This window comes from Streptococcus sp. SM5, from assembly GCF_027497975.1.
This window is the reverse complement of record NZ_JAJNSC010000007.1, coordinates 79,734-93,308: the sequence shown is the minus strand read 5'-3', so window position 1 is coordinate 93,308 and position 13,575 is coordinate 79,734. Positions and strand designations below refer to the sequence as shown.

Here is a 13,575-nt window from a genome sequence, read left to right as displayed (position 1 = left end):
AAAATATAGGAAAGTGCTTTCTCAAAGGAGGAAAATATGAATAAACAAACCATCGCTGTTTTAGGTCCTGGTTCTTGGGGTACTGCCTTGTCACAAGTCCTCAATGACAACGGACATCAAGTGCGTATCTGGGGAAATATCCCTGATCAAATTGATGAAATTAATACACAACATACTAACAAACGCTATTTTAAGGAAGCTGTATTAGACGAAAAAATTGTTGCCTATCATGATTTGGGAGAGACCTTAAAGGATGTTGATGCTATCTTGTTTGTGGTACCAACCAAGGTAACCCGATTGGTGGCTCAACAAGTCGCTGCAGTTCTTGATCATAAAGTGGTTGTCATGCATGCCTCCAAAGGACTTGAACCAGATAGCCACAAGCGTCTCTCAACTGTTTTAGAGGAAGAAATTCCTGCTGAATTAAGAAGTGATATTGTCGTCGTATCTGGACCTAGCCATGCCGAGGAAACCATTGTCCGTGACATTACCTTGATTACAGCAGCTTCAAAAGATCTGCAAACAGCACAGTATGTTCAATCACTCTTTAGCAACAACTACTTCCGTCTATACACAAATACGGATGTTATTGGAGTTGAAACAGCTGGAGCTCTCAAAAATATCATTGCTGTTGGGGCTGGAGCCCTTCACGGTCTTGGTTTTGGAGATAATGCAAAAGCTGCGATTATCACGCGCGGTCTTGCAGAAATTACACGTCTAGGTGTTCAACTTGGAGCAAATCCACTTACCTATAGCGGTCTCTCAGGAGTTGGGGATTTAATTGTTACAGGAACGTCTGTCCATTCACGCAACTGGCGAGCAGGAGATGCCCTCGGTCGGGGCGAAGCTTTAGCTGATATCGAAGCTAATATGGGAATGGTTATCGAAGGTATTTCAACAACCAAGGCAGCTTTTGAATTGGCAAAAGAACTTGATGTTTATATGCCAATCACTCAAGCAATCTATAAAGTTATTTATGAAAATGTCGATATCAAAGAAGCCGTAGCTGAACTCATGAGTAATGAATTTAAAGCGGAAAACGAGTGGTCTTAAGCCATTGTTAGAAAGGAAATATATGACACAGAAAGTCAGAAAAGCAGTCATTCCTGCTGCAGGACTTGGAACTCGCTTCCTTCCTGCAACCAAAGCATTGGCAAAAGAAATGTTGCCAATCGTAGATAAGCCAACAATCCAATTTATCGTTGAAGAAGCCCTTAAATCTGGTATCGAAGACATTCTCGTTGTCACTGGTAAATCGAAACGTTCTATTGAAGACCATTTCGACTCAAACTTTGAACTAGAATATAACCTCAAAGAAAAAGGGAAAAATGATCTCTTGAAACTAGTAGACGAAACAACTGGTATGCGTCTACACTTCATTCGTCAAACGCATCCACGTGGTCTTGGAGATGCCGTCTTACAAGCTAAAGCGTTTGTTGGGAATGAACCTTTTGTTGTTATGCTTGGAGACGATCTCATGGATATCAACGATGACAAGGCTATTCCATTGACTAAACAGCTCATGAATGATTATGAGAAAACTCATGCATCTACTATTGCTGTTATGCCTGTACCACACGAAGAAGTTTCCTCCTACGGAGTGATCGCTCCACAAGGAGAAGGCATCGATGGCCTATACAGTGTAGAAACCTTTGTTGAAAAACCAGCACCCGAAGATGCTCCAAGCGATCTAGCAATCATCGGTCGTTACCTCCTAACACCTGAGATTTTTAATATCCTAGAAACTCAAAAACCAGGTGCAGGAAATGAAATTCAATTAACAGATGCAATCGATACACTCAATAAAACTCAAAGAGTATTTGCACGTGAATTTACTGGGGCACGTTATGATGTCGGTGATAAATTTGGATTTATGAAGACTTCAATTGAATACGCACTGAAACATCCACAAGTTAAAGACCACTTGAAAGACTACTTGATTGATCTTGGAAAAGAACTCTCAGGAGAAGAGTAAGCTATGTGAAAAAGTCAGATTCTAATAGAATCTGACTTTTTTATTTTAAAATCATAGATACAAACTGCAATATAGTCCTATTATAAGCCTAATTTCTTGCAATAAAAGCTTTTATGGTATAATAAAAAGAGTGAGGAAAGAAATGAAGAATAAATTAATTGAATTCAAAGAAAAAGGGCTGGCCTTACTTCAGTCTCTAAAAGCAAAAATGACAGAAAAAATTCAAGCGAAGGATTCTAACAAAACCTCAAATGAAAACTCCAAAACTAGCTCCAATATTTGGGCTATTTTTGCCAAAATTTTATTTGGGATAAAGGCTACCTTCAATACCTTATTCATTATAGCTTTTATTGGTGGTCTTTTGGGTACAGGTATTGTTTTTGGTTATGCCGTTTCTCTTTTTGATAAAGTTAGCGTCCCTCAGACAGAAGATTTGATCAAACAAGTTAATAATATCTCATCCATCTCTGAAATTCACTATGCAGATGGTTCCTTGATTGCTGCTATCGAAAGTGACCTCCTGAGAACATCAGTCACATCAGAAGGTATTTCTGACAACCTTAAAAATGCAGTCATTGCTACTGAGGATGAGCATTTTAATGAACACAATGGAGTTGTTCCAAAGGCTATCATTCGTGCGAGTCTAGGTAACTTTATCGGACTTGGATCATCAAGTGGAGGATCTACTCTAACCCAACAGCTTATCAAACAGCAAGTTGTTGGAGACGCTCCTACTTTAGCCCGTAAAGCTAATGAAATCGTTAATGCTTTAGCACTCGAACGTGCTATGAGCAAGGATGAAATCTTAACAACTTATCTTAACGTAGCACCTTTTGGTCGTAATAACAAGGGACAAAATATCGCAGGGGCTCAGCAAGCAGCAATGGGTATTTTTGGAGTTGATGCTAGTCAACTTAGCGTTCCTCAAGCTGCCTTCATAGCAGGATTGCCTCAAAGTCCTATCGTTTACTCTCCATATGAATCTACTGGTGAGCAAAAAAGCGAAGAAGATATGGCTATAGGTATTAAACGTTCTAAAGATGTTCTCTACAATATGTATAGAACTGGTCTTCTAAGCAAGGAAGACTATGAATCCTATAGAGACTATGATATCAAACAGGATTTCTTGCCTGCAGAAAATGTGGATATCGCTTCAAAAGGATTCCTCTACTTTGCTACGCTTAATGAGGCTACTAACCTCATGTATGATTATCTAGTTCAAAAAGATAATGTGTCTACGCAAGAATTAAAAAATGAATCCATTCAACAATCCTACCGTGAATTAGCAGAAAAAGAAATTCAGAATGGTGGCTATCTGATCACTACAACCATTGATAAGAATATCCATACAGCTATGCAAAAAGCAGTTGCAGACTACGGTTACGTTCTGAATGACAGCACAGGTCAACCAGAAGTTGGTAACGTCTTAATGGATAATCAAACTGGTGCTATTCTAGGATTTGTAGGTGGTCGAGATTATCAAAGCAACCAGAATAACCATGCCTTTGATACCAAGCGTTCTCCTGCCTCGACTACGAAACCGATTTTGGCCTACGGTATTGCCATTGACCAAGGATTAATGGGTAGTGCTAGCGTTTTGTCCAACTATCCAACCAAGTTTGCTAATGGAAATCCAATCATGTATGTCAATAGTCCTGGTACAGGTATGATGAGCCTTAGAGAAGCTCTCAATTATTCTTGGAATATACCAGCCTACTGGACTTACCGTATGCTGCGAGAAAAAGGGGTTGATGTTCGCTCCTATATGGAAAAGATGGGCTATGATATCCCAGAGTATGATATCGAAAGTCTTCCAATGGGGGGAGGAATTGATGTTACTGTAGCTCAACATACAAACGGTTACCAAACAATTGCTAATAACGGAGTTTACCATAAGAAATATATGATTTCAAAAATCGAAAAGGCGAATGGTGAAGTCATTTATGAACATCAAGATAATCCTGTTCAAGTATATTCTAAAGCAACTGCAACCATCATGCAGAACTTGTTACGAGACGTTATTTCATCACGTGCCACAACGACATTTGCAAACAACCTTGCAGCTATCAACCCACGTCTATCAAGCGCAGACTGGATTGGGAAAACTGGTACAACAAACGTAAATGGTGACATGTGGTTGATGCTTTCCACTCCAAGACTAACTCTCGGAGGCTGGATGGGACACGATGATAATCGACCATTAGAAAATTTAGCGGGATATTACCGTAACGCTAAATATATGGCCTACCTAGTAAATGCTATCGAACAAGCATCGCCATCGGCTTGGGGAACTGAAAGGTTCAGTCTTGATCCTAGTGTAACTTCTTCCCAAGTCCTTAAATCAACTGGTCAAAAACCTGGACGAGTTAACCTCAATGGAAAAGATTACGATGTTGGCGGAGAGACTGTTACAAGTTACTGGGCCAATAAAGCTGGCGCTCCGACTACGACCTTCCGATTTGCCATTGGTGGTAGCGATGCCGACTATCAACACGCTTGGAACACTATTATTGGAAATCTAATAGAACAAAACAAAAAAGATAAAAATAATAATAACAATAATAATGGTAACAGCAATAATAACGACAGTAACAATAACAGTAACAGCAGTAACAATAATAACGGTAATAGCAATAATAACAGTAATAATAACGACAATAACAGGAGTGACAATAATAACAGGAGTGACAATAATAACAGGAGTAACAACGGTAATAACAATAACCAACAACGCTAAGTTTCTTACCGATAGGAGAACGAGAAATGATAAATCTCGTTCTCTTTTTTCTTTTTCTCATTCATGGTACAATAGCTTCATGAATAAATATCAAAAGAATATCTTTAAGGGAACCATCTATTCTCTCTTATCAGGCTTAATTTGGGGAATATGTGGTATTTTAGGGGAATACTTTTTTGCACATTATCAGGTTTCTTCAGGCTGGATTACTTCTATGAGGCTTCTAATAGCTGGTAGCTCTGTACTCATTTTGGCATTTTACAAGCTTAAATTTCACTTATTCGATATTTGGTGTGATAAAAAGAATTATCTTTCTTTTCTTGCTTATGCTATATTGGGAATTTTCTCTGTTCAGTTTTTCTTTTATCTCTGCGTCGAATACTCAAATGCAACGACTGCTACCATCCTCCAATTCATTAGTCCTATTTTCATCTTAGCTTATGATCGGATTATCCATAAAAAGAAGGCTTCTAGGAATGCAATCCTATATGTTTTAATTGCCATGGTCGGAGTCTTCTTGATGACGACAAAAGGAGATTTGTCAACTTTATCAATCACACCCTTAGCCTTAGTCACCGGGCTACTCAGTGCTCTAGGAGTCATGTTTAATGTGATTTTGCCACAAAAATTTGCCAAAGAATATGGATTTGTTCCAACTGTCGGTTGGGGAATGATTGTTGCAGGTACTTTTAGTAATTTTCTCTATCCTGTCTATCAAATAAGCTTTCAGCTTGATTGGATCAGTATTGCCATCTGTTTAACAATTGCTTTTTTAGGAACTGCCTTTGCCTTTTTCCTCTCTATGAAAGCTGTATCCCTGGTTTCTCCATTAGTCGTATCTGTCGTTAGTGCCAGTGAACCCCTGTCATCTGCAATTCTCAGCGTCCTATTTCTAGGCCTTGTATTAGATAGCTTTTTACTGATTTCCATGATTTTAATTATAATCCCTATGATTTTTCTCTCTGTTGAAAAAGCAAAAGAAGGAAATAAATCTTCCTCCTTTTAATGGTTGAGGCTTCTATTTTGAAGCCTTTTTTGGTAGAATAGTAAGCATTACAAAGAGTGAGGAGAACCCCCATGACTGCTACAAAAATGAATGCACAAGAAATTATCCAATTTATCGCAAATGCTGAGAAAAAGACAAGTGTCAAGGTAACCTTTGAGGGGCAACTTGCCGGAGCTATCCCTGCTTCTGTTACCAAACTTGGAAATGTTCTTTTTGGAGACTGGAAGGATATCGCACCTCTTCTTGAAGGACTAACAGAAAATAAAGATTATGTTGTTGAACAAGACGCACGCAACTCAGCTGTGCCTCTCCTGGATAAACGCGCTATTAATGCTCGTATCGAGCCAGGGGCTATCATCCGTGACCAGGTTGAGATTGGCGACAACGCTGTTATCATGATGGGAGCTGTGATCAATATTGGTGCTGAAATTGGTGCTGGCACTATGATTGACATGGGTGCTATTCTAGGTGGACGTACTATTGTTGGTAAAAATAGTCACGTGGGTGCGGGAGCTGTTCTTGCAGGTGTCATCGAACCAGCTAGTGCGGAGCCTGTTCGTGTGGGCGACAATGTTCTTATCGGTGCTAACGCTGTGGTTATCGAAGGTGTTCAAATCGGTAGCGGATCTGTCGTTGCTGCAGGGTCTATCGTGATTCAAGACGTCCCTGAAAATGTTGTTGTCGCTGGAGTCCCAGCCCGTATCATTAAGAGAATTGATAGCCAAACTCAACAAAAAACAGCGCTTGAAGATGCGCTTCGTACCTTGTAAAAGTGAACAGAGGCGGAATTTTCTGCCTCTTTATTGTCTAGTAGAAAGGATCTAAGTATGTTAGATTTGATTCAGATTCGACGAGATCTTCACCAAATCCCTGAGATTGGGTTAGAAGAATATAAAACCCAAGCCTACCTCTTAAAAGTTATAGAAGACTTGATTGCAGGTAAGGATTTTGCCCATGTTCGAACTTGGCAAACCGGTATCTTGGTTTATTTGCAAGGAAGTCAGCCAGAACGTACCATCGGTTGGCGGACAGATATCGACGGACTCCCAATCGTTGAACAAACAGGTCTTGCCTTTGCCTCTCAGCACCCAGACCGTATGCATGCTTGTGGACATGATTTTCACATGACCATTGCCCTAGGAAGTCTAGAACGTGCCTTAGAAAAACAACCAAAAAATAACCTTCTCTTTCTCTTCCAACCTGCCGAGGAAAATGAAGCAGGTGGAATGCTCATGTATGAGGATGGAGCTTTTGGAGACTGGTTGCCTGACCAATTTTACGCTCTTCACGTTCGACCAGACTTAAAAGTTGGACAGATTGCTACCAATACAGGCACTTTGTTTGCAGGAACTTGCGAGGTCAAGATTCATTTTAAGGGAAAAGGTGGACACGCAGCCTTCCCTCATGAAACCAAAGATGCCTTGGTTGCTGCGAGCTATTTTGTAACTCAAGTCCAATCAGTCGTCAGCCGTAATGTTAATCCTATCGAGGGAGCGGTTGTAACTTTTGGTGTCTTTCAAGCCGGCACTGCCAATAATGTTATCACTGATAAGGCCTTTTTGCATGGAACTATCCGAGCTTTAACACATAAGATGAGCCTTCTGGTACAAAAACGTGTCAAAGCCATTGCAGAAAGTGTAGCAGCTGCTTTTGATATGGAAGTAGAAGTTGAACTCAAACAGGGAGGTTACCTACCTGTCGAAAACAACCCTGAATTAGCCCAGGAATTGATGACCTTCTTTGATGAAAAAGAGGGAATTGAACTAATCGACATCGATCCTGCCATGACAGGAGAGGACTTTGGTTATCTTCTCTCAAAGGTTCCTGGTGTCATGTTCTGGCTTGGAATTGATAGTCCCTATGCTCTTCACCATCCACAGATGAGTCCTAAAGAAGAAGCTCTGGCAATTGGAGTCGAAGCTGTATCAAGCTTTTTAGCAAAGAAAGCTGCGGAGTAAACAATGAAAAAAGCCCTACGCAAGCAGGTCTTGCAAGAACTCAAATTTCTATCAGCCGAAGAAAAGGAAGTCATGGACGCTTGGTTGACTGAGCAACTACTTCTACATCCCTTCTACAAGGAAGCAAAAACCATCGCCACTTACCTGTCTTTTCCTCATGAATTTCAGACAGCTAGACTCATTGAGCAAGCTCAAAAAGATGGGAAGACACTCCTCATTCCCAAAACCTATCCACATGGGAAAATGGACTTTGTTCTATATGAACCAGAGAAACTCGAAAGAAATTCTTTTGGACTTTTTGAACCTCAAGGAGACTTCACAATCCTTGAACCCTCTCAAATTGACCTGATTCATGTCCCTGGTTTGGCTTTCAATCCTTCTGGTTATCGGATTGGCTACGGTGGCGGCTACTACGACCGCTACTTGGAGCATTTCCCAGGTCATACAATTAGTACGATTTATCCAGGTCAGATTCAGAATTTTCAACCTGAGCACTACGATATTCCTGTTGAGGAGGTACTCATCTATGAAAGAGATTTTTGATCGTCGTTATCCTGTCACGAGCTTCTTTCTACTCGTGACAACCCTGGTTTTTATACTTATGTTTCTAACCAGTGGTTTCAACTACACAAGCGCAGCTACCTTGTACCAGTTCGGAGCTGTTTATCCTCCTGCTATCAAGGCCATGCCTGAACAAGTCTGGCGCTTATTCTCGGCCACCTTTGTCCACATTGGCTTGCAGCACTTTTTTGTTAATATGCTGTCCCTCTACTTTTTGGGACGTCAGATGGAGCAGATCTTTGGCTCCAAACAGTTTTTCTTTATCTATCTTCTATCAGGTATGATGGGGAATCTCTTTGTCCTCGTTTTTAGCCCTGATGCTATTACTGCTGGTGCTTCAACTGCCCTCTACGGCATGTTTGCCTCTATTGTCGTTCTCCGTTATGCCTCACGCAACCCCTATCTCCAACAGCTTGGTCAATCCTATCTCTCTCTATTAGTCATCAATCTAGTAGGTAGTATTTTAATGCCTGGCATTAGCCTTGCTGGACATGTGGGTGGTGCTGTTGGTGGTGCATTACTGGCTATCGTCTTCCCAGTTCTAGGCGAAAGAAAGATTTACAGTCCAGGCCAACGTGGTCTAGCAACCCTATTTTTTATTGCTTTGTCAGTCTTGTTGCTTTTTGTCGGATTACTTTAAGACAAATAAAAACCATTGGAAACTCTCTCAGAGAGCTTTATTTCCAATGGTTTTTTGAATTTATTTGAAAAGTTGCTTAAAACCCATTGTTGTCACTGAGTTCTTTGAACCAGTGGCCTGATTTTTTCAGGCGGCGTTCTTGTGTTTCTAAGTCTAGCTCGACCAAACCATAGCGATTTTTATAGCTGTTGAGCCATGACCAGCAATCGATAAAGGTCCAGATCAAGTAACCTTTACAGTTAGCACCATCTTCAATAGCGCGATGGAGTTCACGAAGGTGACCTTTGACAAAGTCGATACGATAGTCGTCCTGAATCATTCCATTTTCGCGGAATTTATCCTCACCTTCAACACCCATTCCATTTTCGGTCAACATCCACTCGATATTGCCGTAGTTTTCCTTGATGTTTTGAGCGATATGGTAAATCCCTTGCTCGTAGATTTCCCAGCCACGGTGGGGATTAATCTTACGACCAGGCATGACATAAGGCTCATAGAAATGCTCAGGCAAGAGTGGGCTGTCAGGATGCTTAGCAAAACGTGGCGCCATGACACGCAAAGGCTGGTAGTAGTTGACTCCAAGGAAATCTACTGTGTGCTCACGAATAAGTTCCAACTCCTCAGCTGTAGAATCTGGCAGCAAATCATGCTCAGCTAAAATTTCCACCAATTCTTCTGGATAAGCTCCTAAAACAGACGGATCTAGGAAAGATTGTGCCTGGAAGAGGTCAGCAATGCGAGCAGCTTTCACGTCTGCAGGATGTTGGCTACGTGGATAGGCTGGAGTTAAATTAAGAACAATCCCAATCTTAGAGCCTGGCAAGACTTCATGACAAACCTTAACTGCAAGAGTGCTCGCCAGTTGGGTATGATAGGCAACCTTAACTGCCGCCTTAGCATCCACCTTATGTGGATAATGGGCATCATAAAAATAGCCAAACTCAACAGGAACGATAGGCTCATTGAAGGTAATCCATTGGTCCACAAGGTCACCGTAGGTCTCAAAACAGAAACGAGCATAGTCTTCATAAGCCTTAATAGTTACTTTATTTTCCCAACCATCCCCATCTTCTTGAAGGGCGAAAGGCAGGTCAAAGTGATAAAGATTGACTAAAAGACGAATTCCCTTAGCCTTAATAGCTTCAAAGACCTGACGGTAGAAAGCCACACCTTGAGGATTGACTTCTCCACGCCCCTGTGGGAAAATACGAGACCACTGGATAGAAGTTCGAAAAACTGTATGTCCTGTTTCTAACAAAAGTTCGATATCTTTTTCCCAGTTTTCATAGAAGGTCGATGTTTTATCAGGTCCAATGCCATTGTAGTAACGGTTTGGCTCTACTTGGTACCAATAATCCCAGAGATTATCTCCTTTTCCGTCACCAGGCGCTCGCCCCTCTGTCTGTGGTCCAGAAGTTGAGGAACCCCAGACAAAATCCTTTGGAAATTTTAGCATAGCTCTACCTCTTTATTTACTCTTTTTATGTTTATTTTATCCCATTATAAAGAAAAAACAAGGCAAAAACTAGTTACATTTTTGTCTTGTTTTTCTTCTGATTATAGATTTTATTTATTTGTTAAGATTTCAAGGGTTTCAAGCAAGCTATCTGCATGAACTTCGATTGTATCTCCTGTCGCCTTAATCTTGACTTCTACGATACCGTCAGCTGCTTTTTTACCGACAGTGATACGGATTGGAAGACCAATCAAGTCGCTATCACTGAATTTAACACCGACACGTTCGTTACGGTCATCCGTCAAGACTTCGTAGCCTTTATTTACCAAAGCTTCTTCGATACGATTTGTCAATGAAAGACTTTCTTCATCCTTGACATTAACCGGAATCAAGTGCACATCAAATGGCGCCAATTCTTTAGGGAAGTTGATTCCCCAAGCGTAACGATATTCGCCTTTTGGAGTTTTGTTAACAAAGAGGCGAGCGTGTTGCTCCATAATCGCTGAAAGGAGGCGACTAACACCGATACCATAGCATCCCATGATAATTGGGATCGCACGACCATTTTCATCCAAGACATCTGCTCCCATACTTGCTGAGTAGCGAGTTCCCAGTTTGAAAATATGACCAATTTCGATACCACGTGCAAAGTTGAGAACACCTTTTCCATCTGGTGAAATTTCGCCCTCACGCACTTCACGGATATCTACATACTCAGCAGTGAAGTCACGACCTGGGTTGACACCAGTCAAGTGGTAACCATCTTGGTTGGCACCAGCAACAGCATTGCGAAGATCTTGAACTTTACGATCTGCAATGATTTTCACATTTTCAGGTAGACCGACTGGTCCTAGAGAACCGAATCCTGCTGGAATGACAGCAGCGACTTCTTCTTCAGTGGCTACGTCAAAGAAATCCGCTCCCAAGTGGTTTTTCAATTTTACTTCATTAAGTTGGTCATTTCCTACTAGAAGGGCTGCGACAAGCTCACCATCTGCCATGTAGAAAAGAGTTTTGATGGTTTGCTCTTCTGGAACGTTTAGAAAGGCTGCTACTTCGTCAATAGATTTAACACCTGGTGTTTCCACGCGAGTCACTTCATTTTCAGTCACAACACGGTTGCTTGGTTTGTACTCGTTGGTTGCCATTTCCAAGTTAGCTGCATAGCTTGACTCACTTGAGTAGGCAATAGTATCTTCACCAGAAACCATCCATTTAAGCAATTCTTCCTTGATTTCTTCTTGCACTTCTGCAGGGATTTCATCAAACGACGCGACAGATTTATCCAAGACTACCCAACGATTCAGGTCTGTACGAGCAGGTGTGATGGCCATAAACTCTTGGCTATCCTTACCACCCATAGCTCCACCGTCACCGATGATGGCTTTAAAGTCCAAGCCACTACGAGTGAAAATACGTTCGTAAGCTGCCTTGTACTCATCATAGGTTACATCTAAGCTATCGTAGTTAGCGTGGAAGCTATAACCATCTTTCATGATAAATTCACGGGTACGAAGAAGTCCATTACGTGGACGTTTTTCATCACGGTACTTAGGTTGGATTTGGTACAAGTTCAGTGGTAACTGCTTGTATGACTTGACAGAATCACGGACAATTGCTGTGAATGTTTCTTCGTGAGTTGGACCCAAGATAAAGTCAGATTTTTCACGATTCTTCAATTTGTACAAATCTTCACCGTAGGTCTCATAACGTCCTGATTCACGCCAAAGATCAGCACTGAGAAGGGCAGGAGCCAACATTTCAACAGCGCCAATCTTGTCAAACTCTTGACGCATGATATTCTTGGCTTTTTCAATAACACGGTTAGCAAGTGGCAGGTAAGAATAGACACCTGCTGATACTTGACGAACATAACCAGCACGCAACATAAGGGCGTGGCTGATAACTTGAGCATCGCTTGGCATTTCGCGAAGCGTTGGAATAAGCATTTTACTTTGTTTCATATTTTTCCCCTATTTCTTAAAAGAAGGTACGCATGATGTCGTTCCATGTTACGGCGAGCATCAAAACAACCATAATCACAACTCCAACTAGAGTCACATAGGTTTCAATTTCTTGTTTTAGTGGTTTGCGGCGAATGGCTTCAATGATGTTGAGCACGATTTTACCACCATCTAATGCCGGGATAGGAATCAAGTTGAAAATCCCGATATTGATAGAAATCATGGCCAAGAAGAACAAGACGTTCTCAAGACCATTCTTAGCAGCATCACTACTTGCCTTAAAGATTGCAACAGGTCCACCTAACTTATTCAAGTCAGGTTGGAAAATCAAACTTTTCAAGGCGTTGAGAATTCGTAAAGCCGAGTCAGCTGCAGAGGTAAATCCACCCATAAACATAGACCAGATATCAGACTTGAGACTAGGCTGAACACCTAGAATATAGCGACCTTGGTTTTCCTCTGGTGTCACTGTTACCTGTTTTTCAGTACCATCTTTAGAAATAGTCACATCCAAAACAGGGGCAGTCTTATCCTTTGTCTCCGCCTCAACCGCCTGAATCAAATCAGACCAGTTTGAAATCTCATAATTCCCTACCTTGGTAATCTGAGCTGTATGTTCAACACCGGCCTTAGCAATCGCGCTATCAGGGATGATACTGAAGTTATTCGTTTGCGTATCACGAACGCCACCTTGCATGAAAATCAAAATCCAAAAGACAATGACTCCCAAAATGAAGTTGTTCATCGGTCCAGCAAAGTTGGTAATCAATTTGCCCCAGACAGTAGCATTTTGATATTGGACGTCTAGAGGAGCAATACGAACTTCAGTTCCATCAGCTTCCACAATGGTCGCATCATGGTCCACTGAGAAGGTCTTCTCCTCTTCCAAGACCAAACCTGTGATAAAGAGCTTGTCTTCAAAATCAAATTGAGTTACCTGCATAGGAAGAGCTGTCTGATCAATTTTCTTACCAGAAAGATTAATCCGCTTAACCTTGCCATCTTGATCAAGAGTCAAGCTAACAGGAGTTCCTGTCTTAATCTCTGTAGCATCCTCGCTCCAACCTGCCATACGAACATAGCCACCTAGTGGCAAGAGACGAATCGTATAGGCAGTACCATCTTTTCCGATATGGGCAAAAATCTTTGGTCCCATACCAATGGCAAACTCACGAACCAAAATCCCGGATTTCTTGGCAAAGTAAAAATGCCCGAACTCGTGGACCACCACGATGATTCCAAAAACCAGGATAAACGTTAATAATCCAATCATTTAGT

11 protein-coding genes are annotated in these 13,575 nt (G+C 41.4%); 8 read left to right on the top strand and 3 right to left on the bottom strand.

Annotated features, from left to right (window positions below; translation table 11 throughout):
- Positions 1 to 36 precede the first annotated feature (36 nt).
- From PAN07_RS07110 to PAN07_RS07075, 8 genes are all read left to right on the top strand, one after another.
- Positions 37 to 1,053 (top strand): NAD(P)H-dependent glycerol-3-phosphate dehydrogenase, encoded by a 1,017-nt coding sequence (locus PAN07_RS07110; protein WP_269797586.1) that lies wholly within the window; start codon positions 37 to 39, stop codon positions 1,051 to 1,053.
- Positions 1,054 to 1,075: 22 nt separating this feature from the next.
- Positions 1,076 to 1,975 carry a UTP--glucose-1-phosphate uridylyltransferase GalU gene (gene galU, locus PAN07_RS07105; RefSeq protein ID WP_250307705.1) on the top strand — a complete coding sequence of 300 codons (900 nt, stop codon included), beginning with the start codon at positions 1,076 to 1,078 and terminating at the stop codon, positions 1,973 to 1,975.
- 142 nt (positions 1,976 to 2,117) lie between these two features.
- Positions 2,118 to 4,712 (top strand): penicillin-binding protein PBP1B, encoded by a 2,595-nt coding sequence (gene pbp1b, locus PAN07_RS07100; protein ID WP_269797585.1) that lies wholly within the window; start codon positions 2,118 to 2,120, stop codon positions 4,710 to 4,712.
- Positions 4,713 to 4,791: 79 nt separating this feature from the next.
- A complete protein-coding gene (locus tag PAN07_RS07095) occupies positions 4,792 to 5,718 on the top strand; it encodes an EamA family transporter (RefSeq protein ID WP_269797638.1) in 927 nt (308 codons plus the stop codon).
- Between the two features lie 71 nt (positions 5,719 to 5,789).
- Complete coding sequence (dapD, locus tag PAN07_RS07090) at positions 5,790 to 6,488, top strand: 2,3,4,5-tetrahydropyridine-2,6-dicarboxylate N-acetyltransferase (RefSeq protein ID WP_269797584.1); 699 nt, start codon at positions 5,790 to 5,792, stop codon at positions 6,486 to 6,488.
- Positions 6,489 to 6,545: 57 nt separating this feature from the next.
- Positions 6,546 to 7,676: an N-acetyldiaminopimelate deacetylase gene (locus PAN07_RS07085; RefSeq protein WP_269797583.1), complete on the top strand. Its 1,131-nt coding sequence runs from the start codon at positions 6,546 to 6,548 to the stop codon at positions 7,674 to 7,676.
- A 3-nt stretch (positions 7,677 to 7,679) separates the two neighbouring features.
- Complete coding sequence (locus PAN07_RS07080) at positions 7,680 to 8,219, top strand: 5-formyltetrahydrofolate cyclo-ligase (RefSeq protein WP_269797582.1); 540 nt, start codon at positions 7,680 to 7,682, stop codon at positions 8,217 to 8,219.
- The gene (locus tag PAN07_RS07075) at positions 8,203 to 8,877 is read left to right on the top strand and encodes a rhomboid family intramembrane serine protease (protein ID WP_269797581.1); all 675 of its coding nucleotides are present in this window, start codon (positions 8,203 to 8,205) and stop codon (positions 8,875 to 8,877) included. The genes PAN07_RS07080 and PAN07_RS07075 overlap by 17 nt, the downstream gene beginning before the upstream one ends.
- A gap of 76 nt (positions 8,878 to 8,953) precedes the next feature.
- On the opposite strand, the gene PAN07_RS07070 is transcribed toward PAN07_RS07075, so the two are convergent.
- The 3 genes from PAN07_RS07070 to rseP all read right to left on the bottom strand — a co-directional run bounded on the left by PAN07_RS07070 (position 8,954) and on the right by rseP (position 13,570).
- Positions 8,954 to 10,333, bottom strand: a complete 1,380-nt coding sequence (locus tag PAN07_RS07070) for a glycoside hydrolase family 1 protein (protein WP_269797580.1) — start codon at positions 10,331 to 10,333, stop codon at positions 8,954 to 8,956.
- Between the two features lie 110 nt (positions 10,334 to 10,443).
- On the bottom strand, positions 10,444 to 12,297 hold the full coding sequence (locus tag PAN07_RS07065; protein ID WP_269797579.1) for a proline--tRNA ligase: 1,854 nt from the start codon (positions 12,295 to 12,297) through the stop codon (positions 10,444 to 10,446).
- Positions 12,298 to 12,313: 16 nt separating this feature from the next.
- Complete coding sequence (rseP, locus tag PAN07_RS07060) at positions 12,314 to 13,570, bottom strand: RIP metalloprotease RseP (RefSeq protein ID WP_269797578.1); 1,257 nt, start codon at positions 13,568 to 13,570, stop codon at positions 12,314 to 12,316.
- Positions 13,571 to 13,575: the final 5 nt, after the last annotated feature.